Raw genomic sequence first — 22,812 nt, 5'->3', positions numbered from 1 at the left:
TTACTTCACTACAAACGGCATAAAACCCGACCATACCCTTACTATTCATATCTTTTCTGTCATCAAGCCTTCAACAATCCTGGCATATTCCTCCACTTTAGGTCGGTATAAAAACAGCCCTAATGCAGATAATCCTGTAAATATATACAACGTATTAACATTATCGCCCAAGATAAACATGACCAAACCAAAAACTCCAACGCTCTCAATGAGTGACATAGACACAATAATTGTCACTAAATAACGTCTTTTTGCCTCGTTAACGGTTCCGTGCGAAAACGGCATGGTTTGATTTAACCGTAGTTGAATGTAGCGAATCAAGTTGGTCAGTGGAAAGGTTATGATGGCCACTACATAAAATATCGTTCTTATCAGCACTCGCTGAGCTTCCGGGAGTGGTTGTTGTATTTGTTCGCCTAATATCAGGCAGACAATAAGCAAAGCTGCCAGCATAACCAGCATAACGCCCAGAATGATCCAAGGGATAACAAGATCAGCTTTTAATTGTTCAGGTTTAACTTTACCCGGCATTTTTTTTCCTGATAGGTTGATAATAAGTGGTCATGATACCAAACCCCGTGGCTTAGTCCTGGTTTTCTGTCAAAATAACCGATTGTTAACAACGTTTAAATATAATTCCTATAAATTGGTATGATATGTTTTTATACACTATAAATAGAGATCACAATGCAAGACTTAACTGAACAGCAGCTATATCAAGCCCTGCAATACGCCAAAAGCATAGACGAAGAAAACGGCAAACTAATTATGTCTCAATTTGAGACTGATCAACCGATACTTTTTCAAACAATTTTTGGCATTTTTCCTTCCATTCTTGCTGATAAGAATCAGGATATGGCGCACCTGTTTATGGATTTATGTTTCGAGGTCATTTGTGTATATCAAAATGCGCTGGGCGACGTACCAAAAGCTATAGACGACCCTACCTGGATGGAAAGGCAAGCCGTTCTATTGGAAACAGAGTTTCAATTATTAAGGCAAAATGCATCTGTAGACAATACGAAAAAAAGCATTCTACAAGGCTACTTTATTAAGGATAACGAAAATCCGGTTCAGGTTGGGTTGGTAAAATTCTTAAATGAATCTATTGATGAATTTGCTTCTGCCAGTGTTAGTCGGGTGCCATTCATTGAATTTACCCAAGCCATGATATTTGTTGTGGTCAAGTTATTTAACAACCTGTATGACGAACCAATAACACAGTAACGCTTTTCTTGTTTCGATCAAAAATCAGGTATGTGATTCATATCAAGGCTGGCAATGTAGACTTTCTATTCTCGGACAGTCACCAAGGCTTAACATGTGCGCCTAAATACCCAAGGGGCGCATAGCAAGCCTCACTGCAGTCGATACCCTTAAGTCAAGAACAATAGCGAGAGACAAAATTTTCCTGAATAATTATAGGTCAACTTTACCTTACACTTTACAAATATCCGTTAGCTAAATACAACTAAAGCAAGGAAAGATACGCTCATCGTAAAAGAGGTAACACATTTTATTTTTTGGGCTGAAGACAACTGCTCCCAATAACTGGCAAGGTATAATTGATACTCCCTGCCAATAGCAAGGAGCCGGTTTTTAAGCCAATGATAAAATACCGGCAGCACACGCCATAATAGATAGCAACCGCCCAGTGCCATAAAGCACAACAGGTAAAAGACGATAATTTGGCCCTGTTTGCGGTCGGTATGAAAAAGATGCTCAATAAGATGCTCAAGAGCAAGCTCAAACCATTCAAAGGCAAGATGCACGATGGTAAGTAATGAATGCAACATCACATCATACATCGTCACAACAATAATGATCACAAGAAAATGGATCAGTATTTTTCGATTATTTAACGGCATCATAGGCTCTTCCTAAAATAATAGAGTCAATAAAATTTACTTTTTAATAGCAGCAATACCTGCACATCGTGTATCTTGCCGCTAAACATCCGCATAAAATTTCACTTTCCCGGTTTCAATGTCGTACATCGCGCCGACTATACCAATTTCACCATTTTTAACCATATCGTCTAACAAAGTACTTTTACTTCTGATTTGCTCAACGGTTAACTGCACATTTTTATCCGCTACTTTTTGAACCAGAACAGGATCATCGGCGCTGATTCTTACCGATTCATCAATTCTGACAGCATTAACCGCCGCCTTGATTTTGGACAACAATCCGGTCAGATGATCCAACTTAACATCTGCACAGGCACCTTTAATAGCCCCGCAATGAGAATGTCCCAACACCACAATAAGTTTTGATCCGGCAATTTTACAGGCATATTCCATACTACCCAGAATATCATCATTGATGATATTACCGGCTACCCGGGTACTAAATACATCACCCAGACCTTGGTCGAAAATCAGCTCCACAGAAGTACGTGAATCCATGCAACTCAGGATAATGGCAATAGGAAATTGTCCTTGCCGGGTATCATTAACCTGTTCCAGTAAATTGCGATTAGCTTTTAAATTATTAACAAAGTGTTCATTGCCTTCTTTTAATAGCGCCAGCACTGCAGAAGGTGTTAATGATTGTTGTGTATTATAGGTTTGTGCTCGTGCATTCTCAACCGGTTCCAATACACCATAGCCACGAAGATTCTCAATAGTCAGTTTAATATTTTTATATTCAGCTTCGATTTTAAAGTTTTGAATGATTTCATAAACATCGTAATCGATATATTTGGAGCGGGTTGCATCAATAACAACTTCAGCATTCTTGGGTAACTGTTCAAATGTTTTCTGGATATTGGCTTTATTTAAAAAAGAAACATGCTCGGATAACCGAATAATGGTTTTGTTACCAACATGTACTTCATTAAAATAAAAAGCGCTTTTATAATTTTCCAATAAAATTGAAAATATAGCGGCACTCAGGCCAATAATAATACCCAAAAGCATATCAGTAAAAACCAGGCCAAAAATAGTCGCACAGAACGGGATAAAATGATACATCCCGGCATTGTACATGGCTTTAAAAACATCCGGCCTCGCCAGTTTATAACCCACCACCAACAAAATGGCAGCCAGACTTGCCAACGGGATTTTATTTAACAGGATGGGAATAAAAATAACCGCAAACAATAATAACAGGCCCCGGATAAAAGCTGATGCTTTGGTTCTTGCACCTGACTGGATATTAACAGAGCTACGGACAATGACTTGCGTCAGAGGCAAGCCACCAATCAAACCTGAACTGATATTACCAATACCTTGCGCGATCAACTCCCGGTTGGAAGGTGTTACCCTTTTATAGGGATCCAATTTATCAACCGCTTCTACCGAGAGTAGCGATTCTAAACTAGCGACCAGTGCCAACGTTAATGCAGCCAGATAAATTTTAGGATTATTCAGCTGAGAAAAATCAGGAAAATACAACTGACTCAACACATCATTTGCACTTTGAAACACCGGAATCATAACCAGATGACCGTCACCAAGAGCGAAATCAGAATAAAAATTTTGCAGGATATAATTGGTTAGTACGCCAGCAATAACGGCCATTAAAACACTGTTAAACAGTTGGAAAAAACGGTGTTTTTTCATGAACGGCTGATCCCACAAAATCAGGAACAACAGTGATATGACAGCAATCAAAACTGAAGCAGGCGAAATAAACTCCAGCATATGCGACAACTCTGAGAATGAAGAATAATTATCTGCCTGAAAAAAACTAAAATCGCCCTCGTAATCCTTGTCATAGCCTATAGCATGAGGGATTTGCTTGAGAAAAATAATGATACCTATCCCCGACAACATGCCATTAATGACCGAAGATGGGAAGTAATAAGCAATAACGCCGGCTTTAGCCAGCCCCATCATGACCTGGAAAACACCGGCCATAACCACTACCAGTAAAAAAGCATTAAAGCCAAGATCCTGAATAGCACTTAATACAATAACAGAAAGTCCCGCAGAACTACCGCTGATACCTAACGATGATCCACTTAACGGCGCGACAATGATGCCGCCGATAATGCCGGTAATCAATCCCGAGAATAGCGGTGCACCCGAGGCCAGTGCGACGCCTAACGATAGTGGAATGGATATCAGAAATACCGCAATACTGGCGGGGAGATCATATTTTAAATTAGCCAATATGCCAAAATCATATCGCTGAAGTTTTGATAAAGGATTGCTTGTCATGGTTGTAATATCCACTCAAAAGTATTTTGTTGTCTAAAAAAATAGTCCTATCACCGTCGACTTTTATATCGTAGTGATAAGACGTTATATATTTTGAGTCAAAAAAACGAACTAACGTTTTTCTTCAAACCATCGGTAAAGCGTCGGCAACATAATTAACGTTAATAACGTTGATGTAATCAGCCCACCAATTACCACAATAGCCAGCGGGCGCTGAACTTCGGAGCCTGGCCCGGTAGCAAACAAGAAAGGCACCAGTCCCAGTAGCGCCACGGTAGCTGTCATCATAACAGGGCGAAATCGTTGCGCGCAGCCTTGGCGAATGGCTTCTATCTGGGATAGTCCGTTATCTCGTAAATTACGGATATAGGACACCAGCACCACCCCGTTTAATACCGCGATACCCCACAGTGCAATAAAACCTACGGAGGCCGGTACTGACAGATATTCACCGGTAACAAATAAAGATACCACGCCACCTATTGATGCAAACGGCAACACCAAAATAATCAGCGTGGCAAAGCGTAGCGAATTGAACAACATGAACAACACAAAGAAAATCGCACCTATCGTAATAGGGATAATAATTTTAAGATGTCCCAATGCACGCTCCATATTTTGGAATTGTCCACCCCATTCCAAATAATAGGCCTCCGGCAACTTAACCTCACTGGATATGGTTTTTTGTAGCTCAGCGACAAAGCTTCCCAAATCCCTGTTTCTGACGTTAATACCGACCACGATGCGGCGCTTGCCCATTTCCCTGCTAATCTGGGCAGGCCCGTCGCTCAAGCGAATATCGGCCAAATCACCTAACGGTATACGGGCACCATTTGCAGAGGTCAGCAAAACAGCATCAATGTCTTCGATGCTGTTACGAAAACTTTCCGGAAAACGTACTGACGCAGTAAAACGGCGTTCGCCTTCATAGATTTCTGTCGCTGTTTTGTCACCAATAGCGGTTTCAATAACATCATTAATATCAGAGGCATTAATACCATGTCTGGCAGTCGCTTCCCGATTAACAGTAATGGATAAATACTGTTGACCGGTAAGTCGTTCTACACGAATGTCCTCAGCACCTTGAATACCACCGGCAACTCGGGCGATCTCATTTGCAGTAGCTTTCAATTTTTCCAGATCATCCCCGAATACTTTAATAGCCAAATCCGAGCGAACTCCGGTGAGCATTTCATCAACACGATCAGAAATCGGTTGTGCCATCACAATTTGTACGCCGGGTAAATCAGTACTTAACTTGTCACGCATCGCATCAGCAATATTATCCTGAGTCCATCCCTCAGGCCATTCATCACGAGGCTTCAAACTGACGATAGGGGTAGAGTCATTTTGACTTTGGGGATCGGCAGGACTTTCGCCCCGACCAACATTACTAACAACAAGACTCACACCAGGAATATCCATAACCATGCGCATGGCGTCCATTTCCATTTTGATGGATTCTTCCAAAGAAATATTTGGCATACGGGTAATTGCCGGCACAATAGAGCCTTCTTTCATTTCCGGAATAAAAGCACTACCCAACAGCGGCAGCAGTGCCAAGGCACCAACAAACAAACTGGTCGCCACAAAAACAACCGTCTTGCTTTTTTGCAGGGATAGATCCAGCAGCTTTAGATAGGGCTTCTTCATGAAGGCTATAATACGCGTGTCGTGCTCAGTTCCCTCTTGCCCCTGTAACAGAAAAGAGCATAAAACCGGTGTTAAGGTCAGCGACAGAACCAGTGAAATCAGCAAGGCAATCGCTATCGTGTAGGCCAATGGCGCAAACATCTTGCCCTCCATACCCTCCAGCGTCATTAGCGGTAAAAATACCAAAACGATAATGCCAACACCAAACAACACCGGCGTAGCAACTTCCTCAGCCGCCTCCATTACTACTTTTACCCGACTTTTGGTACTACCTTTGCGCTCGGTGAGTAAACTGAAAGCATTTTCGACAACAACGACGGAGCCGTCAACAATCAGACCGATAGCAATCGCCAAGCCACCCAGCGACATCAGGTTGGCAGAAATCCCCAATTGGTTCATTACGATAAAAGTAGCCAAAGGCGTAACGACCAAGGTACTGACAACAATGACACTGGAGCGGATATCACCGAGAAATAACAGTAAAGTAACGACCACCAGCGCAATACCTTCAAGCAGCACTTTGGTGACGGTATGCAGGGAAGCATCAACCAGTACACTACGATCATAATAAGGAATGATTTTCAGACCATCCGGCAGCATGTGCTGGTCATTAATTTGCTGGACGCGTTCCTTAATGCGACTAACAACCTCTTTGGCATTGCCGCCACGCAACATCATGACAATACCACCAACCGATTCGGTGTAACCATTTTTTACAACGGCACCAACACGCACTTTACTGCCTATTTTTACTTTAGCGACATCATGAATATGAATGGGGACACTTTGCTCCTCTTTAAGAACGATGTTGCCGATGTCGCCGGTATCACGAATCAAACCGACTCCCCGAATCATATATTGCTCGGCATAATGCGGTAAAACGCCACCACCACTATTGGCATTGTTACGCGCTAGTGCATTAAAAACTTCTTCCAAGGTAATATGGTAATGATGCATACGGTCAGGATTAACCAACACCTGATATTGCTTAATATAACCACCCTGAGAATTAATTTCCGCAACGCCGGGTATACCTCGCAATAAGGGACGTACTATCCAGTCCTGAGCTTCACGCCGTTTCATCAGCTCTTCCGGTGTTAACGCACGCTGGCCGTCATCGGCTTTATCCAATGTGTATTGATAGACTTCGCCAAGTCCCGTGGAAACCGGTCCTAATGTCGGATTGATACCTTCCGGCATGCTGTGACTGACTTCGATCAAACGCTCCATGACTAATTGTCTGGCAAAATAAACATCGGTCGCGTCAGTAAATACCAGCGTAATCAATGAAAGACCATTTTTATTTAATGAGCGCATCTCCGTAAGGCCTGGAAGACCTGCCATCGCTATTTCTACCGGCACGGTAATAAAACGTTCAACCTCTTCAGGTGAACTTCCTGATGCTTCGGTAGCAACTTGCACCTGTACATTAGTCACATCAGGAAAGGCATCGACGGATAATGATTGCAGCGAACGAACGCCAAACAAGGTTAGCGCTACCGCCAGAACCAGTACCAGAATACGGTTATTTAAACTGCCGCGTATTAAAGCCTCAATCATAATTTACTCCAATTCCTTGCGTTGGCGTTCACTATTAAGATGAAAGCCGCCTTCTACAACAACCTTATCACCCTGTGTTAAGCCACTAATAACATGACGGACGTTACCATCAAGAACGCCCAACTTTACGAGTCTTAGCTCAAATACTTCAGGGGCTGTCTGGACGAAAACGTGCTCGCTATCATTAATACGAAGTACCGCTGAATCAGGCACAACCAATGCGGGTACACCCTGTTTGCGAATCAATAACGTTGCCAGCATTTGCGGCTTAAAATTACGTTCCGGATTGGGCAATGCCATTCGCACTGTCACGGTGCGGGATTTTGGATCAACCATATCTGCGACATAAATCAGGCGACCACTTAATTCTTGTCCCGGCAGGGCGGCAATAGTAACCAGTGCTTCATCACCTTTATGCGCCCAACTCGCCTGTTGCTCAGGTAGTTCGGCAACGACCCATACATGCGACAGATCAGCTACGGTAAACAACGCATCGGCAGGCTGGACAACTTGACCGACCGTCACCTTGCGCTCAACAATGGTGCCCTGAATACTGGCAGTAATGGGTAAGAATGAATGAATTTTCTTATCTTTAGCCAATTGTGCCAAATCCCTGTCAGACATACCAAACACACGCAACTGATCGGTAGCCGTGCGTAAATCGACATCAGCTTCATTCAAAACACCTTCTCTTTCCTGGAGTTCGGCTGCCGCAATGACATCACTGGCCAGTAACCGTTTGGCTCTATTGACAGCGAGTCTGCGTAGATTCACCTGGGCGCTGGTTTTTAGGTAAGTGGACTGTACCAAGCCAAGTTCAGTGCTATTAATCGTTGCAAGATGCTCACCTTTAGCGACATTCTGACCAAGTTCAACCTGGATCTGGGTAATTCGGCCGGTTACTGTTGCACCCATTCGGGCAACACGTTGTTGATCCAGATCCACTCGTGCCGGCAAGCGCAATGAATCATGTACTTGACCTTCACCAATAGCCATGATTTTAATTTGCTTCATCAAAGTTGGGGAAGCTTTTACCACCGGCAACGAATCGTCAGCGTTACTTGTTGATGAAATCAGCAGCAGGATAAATAATAATGGGGTAAATAAAGTCATGGTTACAAGTTCTCCAGGTCGGTAGCGCGTAAACGGTCCAGATCAATTCGTGCTGCCTGGCGGTCAAATTGGGCGTTGAGATAATCAGTACGAACACTGCGATAAGTGCGTTGGGCATCAAGGTAATCAAGTATGCCACGCTCACCGAAGCGGTAAGCAGCTTCAGCGACTTTTAGCACCGTTTCAGCTTCTTTTAATAAACCGGCATCAAAGGTTTCCACTTGGCGATTGGCTATTCGATAGCGGTTATAAGCATTTTCCAGCTCCCGTATGACGGTAAACTCCTGTTGATTAGCCAAGGCTTCTGATTGCCTTAGTTGTGCAGCGGCTTCGCCAATAGGTCCCTGACGCTGATTCCACAAAGGTAAAGGTATAACAAGATTAACCCGCCACTGCTTAAGACCTGGATCTTGTTCCGCACCGGCTTTTAGGGTTGGTTGCGGATAACGAAGATTTTCTTGAAATTTGACGTTGGCCTCGGCTTTTTTGACTTCTGCACGGACCTGTTGAAGGATAGGTTGTCTGTCCAGCACTTCTTCACGCAAACTTGCCAGCGTCGGCAAGGTCACTAATGGTGCAGGTAAAGCACCAGATGTTTCATATTGGAGCGGTAAACCTGAACCGAACATCATACGTAATGCTGATTTGGCATCATCTACCTGTGTTTCAGCACTTTCCCTCAACTTCAAGGCATTGAGTGATTCTGCTTCAGATTTAACCTGTTCATAACGGGGTGATTCGCCCACTTCCACTTTAAGTTTAATTTTATCGCGTATTTGCGTCAGCAATAATTCGTTGTCTTTACTGATTTGCAGTACTTCCTGACGACGTAAAATTTCATAAAATGCCAAGCGCACCTGACTACGTACGGTTAGCCAGACATGTCGATTGGCCTCATCTGCCGAGGTAATACCGGCTTCAGCAACCATACGCCGAGCCTCTCTTACAAAGGGAAAATCCAGTGGTTGGGAAATAAAAATCTGTTGATTGGAGCCACTAAGCGCCCCCTGGCCAATACCTGTAGACGTGCCTCCACCGACTTCCAGTTCTGGATTTGGATAAGCTCTGGAGGTTACTAATGCTGCCTGTGCCAAGTCTTGACGTGCATTGGCATTGGCAATGGATGGATTATGTTCTTCAAGCAAGCCAAGTACTTGCGGCAAAGTCAGGGTTTCTGCAGACAGGCTACCGTGCCAAAAAGCGCTCAGGGTAAAGATAAGACCAAGATATTGTAAGATGGAAAGGGGAGGATAAAATAATTTTCTGGGTCTTCGCATGATTTTATATTTTAGGTTAAAGATGATGACAGTGTATTACTATCAAGTTAAGCCGGCCTTAAGTAAAAAAGGAACCTGACCACAAGTTTACTGATTAGCCAAAAAATCAGCTATTCCGGACCATCAGTAAGCTTATGGACTTTCTTTTCTATAAAGTAGTAAGCAGTTTTTATACCAAAAAGATCATGCAATTCAGGGTATGCGAGCATTATGATTCTGACGTTTTAATAATGAACGGTCAGACATAAAATACAGTAGCCTTTTTTCATGACCGCAAAAATGGTTTTTTACGGTCATGAAAGCTTTGGTAAAAGTTTGTTTTTGGCCATTATTTACACTTCAGCACGGTCGTTTAATATGACAATGGCTTGGTGTTTTTTAATTTTCTCTTTGCCATGTAACTCAATAACTTCAACAGTAATATCATCATCCGGCGCAGTTTCCAGGAAATCTTCAATCGTTTCCAAAATATCATGATCAATAAATTTGGCATCGCTTGCGTCAATAGTTACTGTGCTTTTCTCGGGAATGCTCAAAATAAATTTTCTTAATAGCGCTTTATTCAGGAAGGAGACATCCTTGTTTAGCGCCAACAAATAATGCGTACCATCTTGAGTCAAGGTAATGGCAGCATGATAATTGGCTTTAATGACAAAAAACAAACCAATAACCATACCGATGGCCATACCTTTTAATAAATCAGTGGTAAGAATGGCAATAACAGTAATGACAAAAGGCAGAAATTGGCTCATACCTTTTCGGTAAAACGCCTTAAATAAAACCGGATTTGCCAGCTTATACCCGGTATGCAACAAGATAGCCGCCAAACAAGCCAAGGGAATGTAGTTTAAGTAGTGTGCCAAAAACATAACGCTAAGCAACAAAAAGACACCATGAGTAAAGCTGGCTATACGAGTTTGACCACCCGCATTAATACTGGCTGCGCTACGAACGATAACCGCTGTTATTGGTAAACCGCCAAGCAAGCCACTAATAATATTACCGACGCCTTGCGCTTTAAGCTCTCTGTTGGTGGGGCCAATACGCTTCAAAGGATCCAGTTTATCGGTCGCTTCAAGGCTTAACAAACTTTCCAAACTGGCGATAATCGCAATAGTTACTGCAACGATATAAACCTTTGGATTACTCAGATGATCCAGATAACTGGCACTTGGCAGTACAAAATTATTAAAAAAATCGATCGCTTTTTCTGAAACCGGTAAGTTAACCAAGTGATCACCCCTAACTGCCCACTGAGGAAAAAACTTTAAGGCAAGTAAATTATAACCAACACCCCAAATGACAGCGATTAATGCTCCAGGAATCAATTTTAATAGTTTTTGTTTTTTAAACCATGCTGTACCCCATAACATCAGCAATAATATCGCGACAACACTAATAATAACCGAACCTGGAGATATTCCATTAAACGCATCAAATAACTCCATAAAACTGGATTCGGCAGTTTCCCTCATATAGCTCTCATCGCCTTCATAACTGGTATGATAGCCGGTTGCATGAGGAATTTGCTTGATAATCAAAATTAAGCCAATGGCTGCCAACATGCCTTCTATAACTGCGGAAGGGAAAAAAGCACCAATAATACCGGCCCTCAGGTAGCCTAAACAGAGCTGCATGATACCGGCTAAAACACAAGCAACCAATACTCCCTGAAAGCCGCCCAAGGTTTCAATGGCATTAAAAACAATAATGGTTAAACCGGCCGCAGGTCCGGAAACAGCAAGTTGTGAGCCACTAAACCAGGCAACAATCAGACCACCGACCAAGCCACTAATTAATCCCGAAAACAAAGGAGCACCTGATGCCAGCGCCACCCCTAAACATAAAGGTAAAGCCACTAAAAACACGACAATTCCGGCAGGAATATCATCCTTTAAATGACGAAAATAATACTGCTTGTGTTTGTGTATCATACTTAATAATCCGGTGAAGTTATGTGTTGCTATTATTATAAACAGTATCGAATCGAAATTAATAATTAATCTATTTATAGCTCCCAATTTATCCAAAGGAAACGTATTAATCAATACCAGCCTTATGCTTTAAAAACCCGGCTTTTAAACTGTATGGTGCTTTATTTGACTATCAGCTTATTGTTTAGACGTTATTCTAGCCCCTCTTCCTTTCACCAACCTTTCACGACAGTTGCACCGGATTTATGAACATTTTATTAATAGAAGACGATGCTGTTTTAGCCGATGGCTTAATTCACACCTTGGCCAATAGCGGTTATGTCGTTACCTGTGCAACGACGGGGACTTATGCTGAACATTTATTACAAGCACAGGGATTTGATTTAATCGTGCTTGACTTAGGCTTGCCTGATGTTGACGGACTGGAATTACTGCGCCGTTTCAGACGATTAAAGGTGCCCTTGCCTATTATCATTTTAACAGCGCGTGATGGTTTCAATGACAGGATCACCGGCATAGAGCAAGGTGCTGACGATTACATGACCAAACCTTTTGAGCTTAGGGAATTGGAAGTGCGGATTAATGCCCTGATTCGGCGCTGTTATGGCGGCTTTAGTAATGATATTGTTATTGGCCGGTTGGTACTGGACACGCATAACCACCAAGTACTGGTAGAGAGACAGCCGATTTTATTATCAGCAAGGGAATATGGTGTATTGGAGATTTTATTGCTGCAAGCCGGAAAAGTTGTTACCAAAGATAGTATTGCCCAACGCTTATCGGTCGATGGTGATGCATTAACCGATAATGCCATTGAAATTTATATTTACCGCCTCCGTAAACGCATAGAACCTTATGGTGGAGTGATTCGCACGGTACGCGGTTTAGGCTATCTATTGGAGAAATCAGCGGATGAATAAAAACAGAAGTCTCAAAACAGAAATGCTGTTCAGGTTGGTTATTCCGCTTATTTTTTTCGTGATAGTTGATGCCACCCTGTCTTATTTCGTGACTCTCAATTATGTCGATGAAGCGTATGATCGATGGCTACTCGATTCTGCCAAATCCTTAACGCAGGAAATTAAAGTACGGGAAGGCAAGGTGGTTATCGAGTTGCCAACCGCTGCTTTGGAAATTTTTAACTGGAACGAGCAAGATAAAACCTATTTTAAAATCACCTCATCAGAGCAGAAAATACTGGCGGGCGATAATCTGGTTCCCGAACCCGAAGATCTAAAAACAGATTGGACGCATCCTGTTTATTTTAACGACGAGATGAACGGGGCATCGGTCAGAGTAGTATCTATGTTAATTCCTCTGGATAAAACGTCAGAAAAGGTTTTTGTCCATGTCGCAGAAACCATGAATAAGCGCCAGACAATGATGATTGATATATTATTATCCGATCTGATTCCGCAAATAATATTAATCTTGTTAACCGGTATTTATCTGTTGAGGGGTTTAAAAAAAGGTTTGGAGCCGCTACGGTTATTGGCTAATCAAATCAGTCAGCGGTCATCTCGCGACCTCAGCCCCATACCGGAAACACATGTTTTTATTGAAGTGCGCACACTGACAGATACCATTAATGATTTATTGGCCGCACACACGTTGGCTATTGCTACCCAGCAGCGTTTTATTGCCAATGCCGCACATCAACTACGTACGCCGCTGGCAGGTTTGAAATTACAGGCTGAACGTGCATTGCGTGAACAGGATTTATCGGCAATGCAGCCGGCACTCAAACAAATCCAAAACAGCGCTGATCGCATGTCCCATTTAACGACACAATTATTGGTTCTTGCCAGATCAGAGCCCATAAATGGTGGCTACGAGTTGCTGCCGGTAGATCTTTGCAAACTGGCTAAAAAAACCTGCATAGATTGGGTGCCTAAGGCCTTACAGCGGAACATGGAATTGAGCTTTGAAAGTACGGAAGATGTGATTTATGTTCAGGGCGATGAAATACTGCTGGGGGAATTATTGACTAATCTTTTGGATAACGCTATTTTTTATGGCTATGATAACGGTAACATTACCGTCAAAATTTGCCGCTATCCGGTTCCGTGTCTGACAGTAGAAGATGATGGCCCCGGCATATCCGACATTGAAATAAACAGGGTTTTTGAGCGCTTTTACCGTGTCCCCGGAAGCCCGGGTAATGGTTGCGGCTTGGGATTGGCTATTGTCAAAGAAATTGCTGATCTGCATAAAGCACGTTTTGAACTGAGTAAATCAAGTATAGACGGTGGAACCCGCACTAATTTACTCTTTGAAAAATCTTAAAATCACTGACAGTCAAAGTACAAAATCATAATAATCCCGGTAGGTCGGGTTAGGCGCTAGCCGTAACCCGACACATAGACTACCGTCTTCCAGGACTGTGGATTCTGGGTTCTCTTCTGGGATTATGGCCTTTGGGTTCCGGCTTGCCTTTTATTACTTCCGGCTCATTTCTTTCCAGCCCGGCAAATTCAAATAACAAATCCAGTTCTTTTTCCGTCAATTCATAAAATGTACAGGCTTTTAAACGTTCCGGTAAAACCACTGGTCCATAGCGAACACGCATTAAGCGACTAACAACAACTTCCTGCGACTCCCATAAGCGCCTGACCAGTCGGTTACGGCCTTCACTGACGATAACGTGATACCATTTATTGGCACCTTCACCACCAAAAAATCGAATGGCATCAAATTTGGCTTTACCATCCTCAAGCTCTACACCTTGCTTGAGTTTTTCCAGCGTTGCCTCTGATACATCACCTAAAATACGGACCGCATATTCACGCTCAACTTCCGTGGAGGGGTGCATTAATTGATTGGCCAGCTCACCATTATTGGTAACCAATAATAATCCCGAGGTGTTAATGTCCAGCCGGCCTACTGAAATCCAGCGAGCGGTAGTCAGTGTGGGCAACTGGGTAAATACCACCGGACGACCTTCAGGATCGCGACGTGTCACCACTTCACCCGTGGGTTTGTGGTAAAGCAGCACCCGCGTAGGTTGTACCGCAAATTTTTCCCAATGAACCACCCGTTCATTGAGCTGCAAATAATCACGCTCTTTTAATCGGTCACCCAGCTTAACAATCTCGCCGTTTAACTTTAACCGGCCTTCAGCTATCCAGCGTTCAATTTCCCGACGTGAACCGACGCCGCCGCGTGCCAGCACTTTTTGAATGCGCTCGCCTGCATCGGGCTGGTTTTTATTAGCTTTTTTTGCTACCTTGATTTCATCCGGCTGTTTTGCTGAACTACCGGCCGGTTTGTAACCCGTTTCTTTCGGCGCATTTCTTTCCTTGTTTTTACGCTGTTGTTTGGGTGACCTTTTTATTGTCTTCGGCGAGTTGCCCGGCTGCTTCGATGAATCGTTGGTTGGTTTCTTGCTTTTCACTCGTTACCTGCATAGGTTGTTGCGTATTATCTATCGACTCATCAAGATGTTGTATATCCTGCAAAGTTGGTAGTTCATTTAATGACGTAATATTAAAATAATCCAGAAATTGTTTGGTCGTGCCATATAAGCCGGGTCGACCCGGCGTTTCTTTATATGCTACTACTCTGACCCACTCACGTTCAAGTAAAGTCTGAATAATACTTGAACTGACACTGACACCGCGTATATCTTCAATATCAGCTCGAGTCACCGGTTGCCGGTAGGCAATAATTGCCAAGGTTTCCAGTAATGCACGTGAATATTTTGGTGGTTTTTCTTCAAATAAACGCGATACCCAGCGGGATAAATCCTGTTTAATTTGAAATCGATAGCCACTAGCTACCTGTTTTAATTCAATGGGCCTGGACTTGTATTCTTCCGTAATAGCCGCTATTGCCGCTTGTATCTCCTGCAGTTCCGGTTGTTCCAGTTCAGGAAAAACGTGTAATACTTGTGTAGCCGTCATCGGACGCTTGGCAACAAACAGAATTGCTTCGACTATACGCTTGGTTTTTACGTTAATGTCAGGTTGTTCAATCACAGATGAAGGTGTGTTCAATATTATTGGTTTTAACGGTTTATGTCGTTTTCTAAACTTGCCAAAGGGACGCAACCTGATTGGCACAGCGAGCCGTTCTTCGACAAAGCCCTTTTGGGCATCGTTGATGGGGAAATCATGATCGGTCACAGCAAAGCCAACAACAGCAGGCTTTACCGATACTTTAGTTTCCCGCTTCGATGGCTTTGTAACCGGCACTTCTAACCCGTATTTCGGTAAAGGGTTCTGACTGAATGATTTCGATAAGTCCTTCTTTGCCAAGTTCGAGGATGGCCAGAAACGAGACAACAACGCCGGGTCGACCTTCTTTTCGGATAAATAATTGCGAGAAAAGGAGACTATCTTGTCCTTTAAGGTTTGCCAAAATGGTTGCCATTCGTTCACGGACAGATAATGCTTCTTTGGTAATTTGATGATGGCTAAGTTGGTCTACTCGTTTAAGAACATCCTGAAATGCCAGTAACATGTCTTTTAACTGAATATCCGGTAATTGCTGCTTAATATCTAATGGCGAAATATCAATATCTACGGCAAATATATCACGCTCAACTCTGGGTAAAAAATCCATCTCTTCAGCGGCGGCCTTAATACATTCATACTCCTGTAATCTGCGAATTAATGTAGCCCGGGGATCGTCTTCGTCATCATCTTGCTCAGACTGTCTGGGCAACAGCATTCTCGACTTTATTTCTGCCAGCAGCGCCGCCATAACCAAATATTCTGCAGCCAGCTCCAGGTTTAATTCACTCATCAGTTGAATATAAGTGATGTATTGTTGGGTGATCTGGGCGACAGGAATATTAACAATATCCAGATTTTGCCTTCTGATTAAATACAGTAATAAATCCAGCGGCCCTTCAAACAAGTCCAGAAACACTTCCAGTGCATCCGGCGGAATATAGAGATCATCCGGTAATTTATTAAAAGGCGCACCGTTAACTATTGCAAACGCTGGTGCCTGATCCATAACGGGAGCAGTTATATTATTGGTCATTTTGTAGTTGCGTGTGACGGGTTACGCTAATCCGACCACATTAACTTCCAAAACAGGATTCCAGAGTAATCCGTGAAAATCATAAGCCAGCAATTGAAAAAAACAATTTCTGGGCGATAAACAGGGGATATTCTAAAAGTGCGTTTAAAACTTTAGTGTAGAGTAGCAAAATTAAAATAATAAACCCGTACCGCTCCAGGCGATTATATTGCCTGGCCCAATAAGTCGGTAAAATACCGGTCAAAATACGACTGCCATCCAGCGGTGGAATCGGTAACAAATTAATCAAGGCCAAAACCAGATTAATGGAAATACCGGCAACGCCTGAATAAATCAACGGGTGTGAGATCGCTTCATTGCCTGCGCCGATAGTAACCCCCAAACGGATTATTAGTGCCCAGAAGACCGCCATCAACAAATTTGAAACAGGCCCGGCCAAAGCCACTATAGCCATATCCTGCAAGGGATTTTTGAAATTTCGCGGATCAACAGGAACCGGTTTTGCCCAACCGAAAATAAAACCGGTACCGGTAATCAGTAACAGTCCTGGAAGGATAATCGTACCAAATAAATCGATATGCTTGATCGGATTTAAGGTTAACCGCCCCAGACTGGAAGCAGTATTATCGCCGTATTTTTTGGCAACCCAACCATGTGCTACTTCATGTACGGTAATCGCAAATATCACCGGCAATACCCAAACCGCTATGCGCTGAATTAATGTTAAATTATCCATCATATTATATATTCTCTATCAATCCAGCATCGGAGCAAGACCCTTGCCCTGCCGGATGATTTCTGCACCGTCATTGGAAAACTCAATCATGGTCGTCTCTCCACCGTCAATAATACCGGCATCAATGATTAAATCCAATTCATTATCAAGCTGGTTTTTGATCTCGTAAGGATCGGTCATAGGCTCGGTTTCTCCCGGCAATATCAAGGTTGCACTGAACAAAGCTTCGCCTAGTTCCTGAAGCAACAATTGCGCAACCGGATGATTGGGGATACGTACACCAATGGTTTTTTTCTTGGGATGTTGAAGTCGGCGCGGCACTTCACGCGTGGCATCCAGAATAAAAGTAAAAGGCCCCGGCGTTAAGATTTTAATTAACCGGTAGGCATCATTACCAATTTTAGTGAATGTTGATACTTGCGTCAGGTCTTTGCACACAAGCGTAAAGTTGTGTTTATCATCCAATTGTCTGATACGCCGTATCCGGTCCAATGCTTGTTTGTCATCCAATTGGCAGGCAAGCGCATACGATGAATCGGTCGGATAAACAATAACGCCACCCTTGCGAATAATTTCCACAGCACGGTGAATCAGTCGCAGTTGCGGATTTTCTGGATGTATTTCAAAAAATTGAGCCATCAGGGATGCTAAAGTGAAATTAAATAGACGCGCATTATACCTTACATCCCCGAATGATCGCGTTTAAAAATACTTGAAAATAGAATTTAAATAAGGATAAAAATTTTTACTTCCATCAGGGCTGAGAGGCTATTTTTTTGAAGCCGCCAAATCATGTCTGACACTTTCTTGCTGCTGAATGTTTTTCGAACCATTCAAATAAATTTTTTCAGCCCAATTGATCGCTTTTTCTCGCGCTTGCTTTAAACGCTTGTCATCTTCTTTTTGGTTACGGCCTTTCATGTACTGATGCAATGTTAACCGGTCTTTTGAAAATCTATAAGCATTAGAAAAACAGGCTAACGCCTTATTGACCTCACCCTTTTTTCCGAATACTTCGCCTAAATTTTCCCATGCTGTTGTTCGCCCTGGAGATAATGTTAAAGCACTGATTATTACTTGTTGGGCCGCATTAAAATCACCTTTTTTTAAATAAGAAAAACCCAAATTATTGATAATTTCAACATCCGACGCATCTAATTTATTAGCTTTTTCAAACAGTTCTACTGCCTTATTAAAATCACCTTCTTTCAGTGCCGCCAAACCTTTAAGGTTAATAACTCTCGCCGCTTTCTTGTTACCTTTTTCCGGTTTAGCTAAATTTTCTATTTGCAGCTTGGTTTCTTGTAGTACTGACTCGTGACTTAAGCCATCAGCATTTAACGCATATTCAAGCATATGCATAACCATTGTTTGCGATGTATCTGCTGAGTAAATATTCTCGGCGTTATCCTGCTGCTCAAGTGTCGCCTGTTTAGGCAGTTCCTGGATTACAGGTAATTTTGGCAGTGTTTCAAGTACTGACTGTTCCGGTATTTTTGATGCCTCTTCTGCGACTGTTTCCATTAACAAAGAATGCGCTGATAAGGATTGTCTGGAGTTAACTACCTGCTTGACTTTAGCCACAGCCGCAACTTTATTTTCGCTTATTTCGACTTTTTCAGATTGGTGATAGTCAGCTCTTTCATGCTTTGTAAAAGCAAATATTCCCAGGCAAATCATCACCACCAAAACGACTATGCCGATACGGCGATTACTATCAATAACCCCAGGATTATTAATTCCACAATACGGGCAAGTTTTAGCGTTGGTTGAAACTTCCTTTTTACATTCTTTGCAGTTATTTAATGCCATGGACCTTACTTCATCAATAATTACAGGCGAATTTTTTAGTCAAACAAACAGCGTATATTATTAGTGTCATAACACCACACTTGTTAGAAAAAAATTAACCTGAAAACCATTCTAAATCGACATATCTTTGGGCGTTAACATGACTTCTCTCAGGTGCTATCAAAAAATCAGTAGTCCCAAGTGACGCAATTTTTTTGTTTATTTACAACGACTGCAAGCTTACAGAAGGTAAGGCAATACAGGCAATCACCCTATGGGTGCGCTAACCCCAAGATACCCACAACGATCAAATACACCGCCACGAAGTAATTTAAAAACCGCGGCATCACTAAAATTAATAGTCCCATTACAATAGCCAGTATGGGTTCAATTGCGACATTCATATTCATGATGGTTTTTCCTTAAAAATTTAAATCAAGGCAACTAGCTTACATCGCTTTGCGTTTCGCTTTTGTTGTCGTTACCTATTCCGGCTACCAACTTTCAGATGAAAAGCTTTAACCAAGAGGCTGTCCAAGAATAGTCTTTAGAGTATTACACATTTTTACATGAAACATGTAACATGGAAACTCTATTTCGTAAAGATCGTGTTTACAAAATAACTTTAAACCAACGAACAAGATTTAATGCCCGCAATCTCGTTTCCTGTAATAATTACCGACAATATACTTATTTTGGTCACTATTGGCAGTTATAATTATCGGGCTTAATAATCTTCAATAAAATATACTTTATACTTGGTCACGCGCATTATCACACCATTTTGACTCTATAATAATGACACATCACTATCCCATCGGTCCGGTTATGCTGGATGTTGAAGGCTTAACCCTGGCGAAGCATGAACAGGAAAAAATAAACCATCCCAATACCGGGGCGGTTATTCTTTTTTCCCGTAATTACCAAAACCCGCAGCAAGTTACCGAACTGATTAACAGTATTCGTGCAGCACGTAAGGGCGACATTCTAATCGCGGTGGATCAGGAAGGCGGGAGGGTTCAGCGGTTTCAAACCGGCTTTACACGGTTGCCGCCTGCATCTTGTTATGCTCAAACCCCTGAACTTGCAGAATCGGCAGGTTGGTTGATGGCAACTGAATTATTGGCAGTGGGTGTTGATTTCAGTTTTGCACCGGTACTGGATATTGATTGCGGAATTAGTCAAATTATCGGCAATCGCTCCTTTTCAACCGACCCGGAACAGGCAACACGCCTTGCAAGTTTGTTTAGAAAAGGCATGAATGCGGCAGGCATGGCAGCGACCGGCAAACATTTCCCCGGACATGGCGCAGTAGCGCTCGACTCGCACCTGACCCTGCCGACAGACGATCGCGACTTGGAAAGTCTTCGTGCAAAAGATTTCCTGCCGTTTAAGCAACTCATAAAAGAAGGCCTGGAAGGCATTATGCCTGCACATGTTGTTTATCCAAACATTGATCCTTATCCCGCCGGCTTTTCAGCTTTCTGGATACAACAGATCTTACGCCAGGAATTAAACTTTAACGGTGCGGTATTTAGTGATGATTTAAGTATGGCGGGTGCGGCATCGGCGGGAGATTTTACTGAACGCGCCAGACTGGCACAACTTGCCGGTTGTGATATGTTGTTAGTCTGTAATAATCCACTTGCGGCTGAACAGGTTCTGGAAGCATTGCCGGTTACACAAGACCCCGTAAGGGAACAACGACTTCAGCGAATGCAAGGCAAACAGAAACCGGCAACATCTGAAAATACTGAAAAATGGCAACAAACTGCTGATCTTATCAACCAACTGATTCAAAAACATGCTTAAAGAAATAAACTACATTAAGACCAATGCCGACTTACTGTTCAACGAACAGGAAGTAGAGGCGGCTCTGGATAAAATGGCTGAACAAATTAATGTCTTGTTGGCTGGCCGTAATCCACTATTACTCTGTGTGATGAATGGCGGCATAGTCGTTGCCGGTAAATTAATTACCCGCTTAACCATCCCTCTCAATATAGATGCAATTAACGCCAGTCGTTATCAAAACCAGACTGCAGGTGGCAGTATCGAATGGATACTGAAACCGGGATCGCCTCTTAAAGACCGGACGATATTAATTATTGATGATATTTTGGATGAAGGTATAACCTTGGCGGCAATCTATCAGTATTGCCTGGAACAGGGCGCGACATCGGTTTACAGCGCGGTGTTAGTGGACAAAATGCTGGATCATGAAAAACCGGTAACCGCTGATTTTGTTGGTCTTAAAGTAGCCGACCGTTACTTGTTCGGTTACGGCATGGATTACAAAGGTTATTTACGTAACGCATCCGGCATTTATGCCTGCAGAGAAATCAAAGAGGACATAATATAATGACCAAGCTTGCAATTATTGGCGGCACAGGGCTAACCCAACTCAGTGACTTAACCATCATCAAACGTGACAAACTCACCACTCCTTATGGTGAGCCTTCAGCTGACTTTATTACCGGTGAAATTGACCAAAAAGAAGTGATATTTTTGGCCAGACATGGTAATCCACACACTATTGCGCCACACAAAATAAATTATCGCGCCAATATCTGGGGACTTAAACATCTGGGCGTTGAACAGATTATTGCCGTTGCCGCAGTAGGCGGCATTACCGAAGCCATGATACCGGCACACATTGCCATTCCCGATCAAATCATCGATTATAGCCATAGCCGCCGGCATACTTTCTTTGAAGATGAAAACTACCCTGTTACGCATATAGACTTTAGCTATCCTTATTGTCAAAAATTGCGCTCGGCTTTAATTATAGCGGCCACAAATGCCGATATTACCATCAGTCCAATAGGCACTTATGGTTGTACCCAAGGTCCTCGCCTGGAAACCGTTGCAGAAATTAAACGTCTTGAAAGAGATGGTTGCGATGTAGTGGGCATGACCGGTATGCCGGAAGCGGCTTTAGCCAGAGAACTTGATATGAGTTATGCTGCTATTTCTGTTGTTGCCAACTGGGCAGCTGGTAAAACTGAAGGTGAAATTACTATGGCAGAAATTGAGCAGCATCTTCATGTCGGTATGGCCAATATGGCAAAATTACTTAAAGTTTTTATCGCCCAAGCGTAAGGTAATTTTCTACAACGGCTCTACGCACCTATAAATTCGCGGATAAATAATTTCAATACTTACAGATACCATCCTTTCAAGGGCATAGATATTTACACCAATCGTTTTAAACGGTGCAAACAGTTACGTCAGTAATATGTCCGATTGCTGTCGTTCGGCTACGACCAGTGATAGACATATTAGGTAACTCGCAATAAATACCAGCCAATCATTGCTTGATTCTGGGAGTACCACCGACTTAATTATTCCTGTAACGCTGTGTAAGAAGCGTGTGGAGACTACTACTGAGAGTTGCCTAAAGGCCGGAGTACAAACCCAGGTTTGCACTCCAAATTATTAAGGTGTCAGATACGATCACTGCCATTAAGTTAAACATATGGAGACTATAAATTGGGGGCTTATTTATTACGAGTTGCCTTACTTTAGACGCTAAAAGACTGTCCGAGAATAGGAATCGTAGCGAGGGAAAGCCATTTTTAGTCAGATTTTTT

General features: G+C 42.7%; 20 protein-coding genes. 6 read left to right on the top strand and 14 right to left on the bottom strand.

The features are described from left to right. Positions 1 to 45: 45 nt before the first annotated feature. Positions 46 to 531, bottom strand: coding sequence for a hypothetical protein (locus tag N7974_RS10150; protein WP_262965502.1), 486 nt, complete (start codon positions 529 to 531; stop codon positions 46 to 48). 156 nt (positions 532 to 687) lie between these two features. Here N7974_RS10150 and N7974_RS10145 point away from each other — a divergent pair, with 156 nt between their 5' ends. Continuing rightward, positions 688 to 1,227: a hypothetical protein gene (locus tag N7974_RS10145; RefSeq protein ID WP_262965501.1), complete on the top strand. Its 540-nt coding sequence runs from the start codon at positions 688 to 690 to the stop codon at positions 1,225 to 1,227. Positions 1,228 to 1,457: 230 nt separating this feature from the next. On the opposite strand, the gene N7974_RS10140 is transcribed toward N7974_RS10145, so the two are convergent. The 6 genes from N7974_RS10140 to N7974_RS10115 form a co-directional block, all read right to left on the bottom strand. After that, a complete protein-coding gene (locus N7974_RS10140) occupies positions 1,458 to 1,871 on the bottom strand; it encodes a hypothetical protein (RefSeq protein WP_262965500.1) in 414 nt (137 codons plus the stop codon). 78 nt (positions 1,872 to 1,949) lie between these two features. Next, complete coding sequence (locus tag N7974_RS10135; protein ID WP_262965499.1) at positions 1,950 to 4,166, bottom strand: bifunctional SulP family inorganic anion transporter/carbonic anhydrase; 2,217 nt, start codon at positions 4,164 to 4,166, stop codon at positions 1,950 to 1,952. A 111-nt stretch (positions 4,167 to 4,277) separates the two neighbouring features. Then, a complete protein-coding gene (locus N7974_RS10130; RefSeq protein ID WP_262965498.1) occupies positions 4,278 to 7,379 on the bottom strand; it encodes an efflux RND transporter permease subunit in 3,102 nt (1,033 codons plus the stop codon). 3 nt (positions 7,380 to 7,382) lie between these two features. Beyond that, the gene (locus N7974_RS10125) at positions 7,383 to 8,492 is read right to left on the bottom strand and encodes an efflux RND transporter periplasmic adaptor subunit (protein ID WP_262965497.1); all 1,110 of its coding nucleotides are present in this window, start codon (positions 8,490 to 8,492) and stop codon (positions 7,383 to 7,385) included. A gap of 2 nt (positions 8,493 to 8,494) precedes the next feature. Beyond that, positions 8,495 to 9,769, bottom strand: a complete 1,275-nt coding sequence (locus tag N7974_RS10120) for a TolC family protein (protein ID WP_262965496.1) — start codon at positions 9,767 to 9,769, stop codon at positions 8,495 to 8,497. Positions 9,770 to 10,101: 332 nt separating this feature from the next. Continuing rightward, positions 10,102 to 11,703, bottom strand: coding sequence for a SulP family inorganic anion transporter (locus N7974_RS10115; RefSeq protein ID WP_262965495.1), 1,602 nt, complete (start codon positions 11,701 to 11,703; stop codon positions 10,102 to 10,104). Positions 11,704 to 11,948: 245 nt separating this feature from the next. On the opposite strand from N7974_RS10115, the gene N7974_RS10110 reads away from it, so the two are divergent. Together N7974_RS10110 and N7974_RS10105 are read left to right on the top strand one after the other, a co-directional pair. Beyond that, positions 11,949 to 12,623 (top strand): response regulator, encoded by a 675-nt coding sequence (locus N7974_RS10110; protein WP_262965494.1) that lies wholly within the window; start codon positions 11,949 to 11,951, stop codon positions 12,621 to 12,623. Continuing rightward, a complete protein-coding gene (locus N7974_RS10105; protein WP_262965493.1) occupies positions 12,616 to 13,989 on the top strand; it encodes a sensor histidine kinase in 1,374 nt (457 codons plus the stop codon). The genes N7974_RS10110 and N7974_RS10105 overlap by 8 nt, the downstream gene beginning before the upstream one ends. 79 nt (positions 13,990 to 14,068) lie before the next feature. Here N7974_RS10105 and rluB read toward each other — a convergent pair whose 3' ends face one another. From rluB to N7974_RS10070, 7 genes are all read right to left on the bottom strand, one after another. Beyond that, a complete protein-coding gene (gene rluB / locus N7974_RS10100; protein ID WP_262965536.1) occupies positions 14,069 to 14,935 on the bottom strand; it encodes a 23S rRNA pseudouridine(2605) synthase RluB in 867 nt (288 codons plus the stop codon). Between the two features lie 73 nt (positions 14,936 to 15,008). Then, positions 15,009 to 15,896, bottom strand: a complete 888-nt coding sequence (gene scpB, locus N7974_RS10095; protein ID WP_262965492.1) for an SMC-Scp complex subunit ScpB — start codon at positions 15,894 to 15,896, stop codon at positions 15,009 to 15,011. Further along, on the bottom strand, positions 15,862 to 16,692 hold the full coding sequence (locus N7974_RS10090) for a segregation and condensation protein A (RefSeq protein WP_262965491.1): 831 nt from the start codon (positions 16,690 to 16,692) through the stop codon (positions 15,862 to 15,864). The genes scpB and N7974_RS10090 overlap by 35 nt, the downstream gene beginning before the upstream one ends. A gap of 79 nt (positions 16,693 to 16,771) precedes the next feature. Continuing rightward, the gene (locus N7974_RS10085) at positions 16,772 to 17,431 is read right to left on the bottom strand and encodes a site-2 protease family protein (protein ID WP_262965490.1); all 660 of its coding nucleotides are present in this window, start codon (positions 17,429 to 17,431) and stop codon (positions 16,772 to 16,774) included. Between the two features lie 15 nt (positions 17,432 to 17,446). Next, positions 17,447 to 18,067, bottom strand: coding sequence for an L-threonylcarbamoyladenylate synthase (locus tag N7974_RS10080; protein WP_262965489.1), 621 nt, complete (start codon positions 18,065 to 18,067; stop codon positions 17,447 to 17,449). A gap of 129 nt (positions 18,068 to 18,196) precedes the next feature. After that, on the bottom strand, positions 18,197 to 19,240 hold the full coding sequence (locus N7974_RS10075; RefSeq protein WP_262965488.1) for a tetratricopeptide repeat protein: 1,044 nt from the start codon (positions 19,238 to 19,240) through the stop codon (positions 18,197 to 18,199). Positions 19,241 to 19,491: 251 nt separating this feature from the next. Continuing rightward, a complete protein-coding gene (locus tag N7974_RS10070) occupies positions 19,492 to 19,623 on the bottom strand; it encodes a DUF3096 domain-containing protein (RefSeq protein WP_262965535.1) in 132 nt (43 codons plus the stop codon). A gap of 394 nt (positions 19,624 to 20,017) precedes the next feature. On the opposite strand from N7974_RS10070, the gene nagZ reads away from it, so the two are divergent. The 3 genes from nagZ to N7974_RS10055 are packed head-to-tail and all read left to right on the top strand — an operon-like array spanning position 20,018 to position 22,321. Continuing rightward, positions 20,018 to 21,031 carry a beta-N-acetylhexosaminidase gene (gene nagZ / locus N7974_RS10065; protein WP_262965487.1) on the top strand — a complete coding sequence of 338 codons (1,014 nt, stop codon included), beginning with the start codon at positions 20,018 to 20,020 and terminating at the stop codon, positions 21,029 to 21,031. Continuing rightward, positions 21,024 to 21,581 (top strand): hypoxanthine-guanine phosphoribosyltransferase, encoded by a 558-nt coding sequence (locus tag N7974_RS10060; protein WP_262965486.1) that lies wholly within the window; start codon positions 21,024 to 21,026, stop codon positions 21,579 to 21,581. Before nagZ ends, N7974_RS10060 begins: the two co-directional genes overlap by 8 nt. Next, positions 21,581 to 22,321, top strand: coding sequence for an S-methyl-5'-thioinosine phosphorylase (locus N7974_RS10055; RefSeq protein ID WP_262965485.1), 741 nt, complete (start codon positions 21,581 to 21,583; stop codon positions 22,319 to 22,321). Before N7974_RS10060 ends, N7974_RS10055 begins: the two co-directional genes overlap by 1 nt. Positions 22,322 to 22,812 lie beyond the last annotated feature (491 nt).

This window comes from Methylobacter psychrophilus, assembly GCF_025583945.1.
Classification (GTDB): domain Bacteria; phylum Pseudomonadota; class Gammaproteobacteria; order Methylococcales; family Methylomonadaceae; genus Methylobacter_C; species Methylobacter_C psychrophilus.
This window is presented reverse-complemented; position numbering and strand designations above follow the sequence as displayed.

What these genes read in the sequence shown, in the direction of transcription:
- N7974_RS10150 (WP_262965502.1), bottom strand. Translation starts at nt 531, where the DNA reads ATGCCGGGTAAAGTTAAACCTGAACAATTAAAAGCTGATCTTGTTATC.
- N7974_RS10145 (WP_262965501.1), top strand. Translation starts at nt 688, where the DNA reads ATGCAAGACTTAACTGAACAGCAGCTATATCAAGCCCTGCAATACGCC.
- N7974_RS10140 (WP_262965500.1), bottom strand. Translation starts at nt 1,871, where the DNA reads ATGATGCCGTTAAATAATCGAAAAATACTGATCCATTTTCTTGTGATC.
- N7974_RS10135 (WP_262965499.1), bottom strand. Translation starts at nt 4,166, where the DNA reads ATGACAAGCAATCCTTTATCAAAACTTCAGCGATATGATTTTGGCATA.
- N7974_RS10130 (WP_262965498.1), bottom strand. Translation starts at nt 7,379, where the DNA reads ATGATTGAGGCTTTAATACGCGGCAGTTTAAATAACCGTATTCTGGTA.
- N7974_RS10125 (WP_262965497.1), bottom strand. Translation starts at nt 8,492, where the DNA reads ATGACTTTATTTACCCCATTATTATTTATCCTGCTGCTGATTTCATCA.
- N7974_RS10120 (WP_262965496.1), bottom strand. Translation starts at nt 9,769, where the DNA reads ATGCGAAGACCCAGAAAATTATTTTATCCTCCCCTTTCCATCTTACAA.
- N7974_RS10115 (WP_262965495.1), bottom strand. Translation starts at nt 11,703, where the DNA reads ATGATACACAAACACAAGCAGTATTATTTTCGTCATTTAAAGGATGAT.
- N7974_RS10110 (WP_262965494.1), top strand. Translation starts at nt 11,949, where the DNA reads ATGAACATTTTATTAATAGAAGACGATGCTGTTTTAGCCGATGGCTTA.
- N7974_RS10105 (WP_262965493.1), top strand. Translation starts at nt 12,616, where the DNA reads ATGAATAAAAACAGAAGTCTCAAAACAGAAATGCTGTTCAGGTTGGTT.
- N7974_RS10090 (WP_262965491.1), bottom strand. Translation starts at nt 16,692, where the DNA reads ATGACCAATAATATAACTGCTCCCGTTATGGATCAGGCACCAGCGTTT.
- N7974_RS10085 (WP_262965490.1), bottom strand. Translation starts at nt 17,431, where the DNA reads ATGATGGATAATTTAACATTAATTCAGCGCATAGCGGTTTGGGTATTG.
- N7974_RS10080 (WP_262965489.1), bottom strand. Translation starts at nt 18,067, where the DNA reads ATGGCTCAATTTTTTGAAATACATCCAGAAAATCCGCAACTGCGACTG.
- N7974_RS10075 (WP_262965488.1), bottom strand. Translation starts at nt 19,240, where the DNA reads ATGGCATTAAATAACTGCAAAGAATGTAAAAAGGAAGTTTCAACCAAC.
- N7974_RS10070 (WP_262965535.1), bottom strand. Translation starts at nt 19,623, where the DNA reads ATGAATGTCGCAATTGAACCCATACTGGCTATTGTAATGGGACTATTA.
- nagZ (WP_262965487.1), top strand. Translation starts at nt 20,018, where the DNA reads ATGACACATCACTATCCCATCGGTCCGGTTATGCTGGATGTTGAAGGC.
- N7974_RS10060 (WP_262965486.1), top strand. Translation starts at nt 21,024, where the DNA reads ATGCTTAAAGAAATAAACTACATTAAGACCAATGCCGACTTACTGTTC.
- N7974_RS10055 (WP_262965485.1), top strand. Translation starts at nt 21,581, where the DNA reads ATGACCAAGCTTGCAATTATTGGCGGCACAGGGCTAACCCAACTCAGT.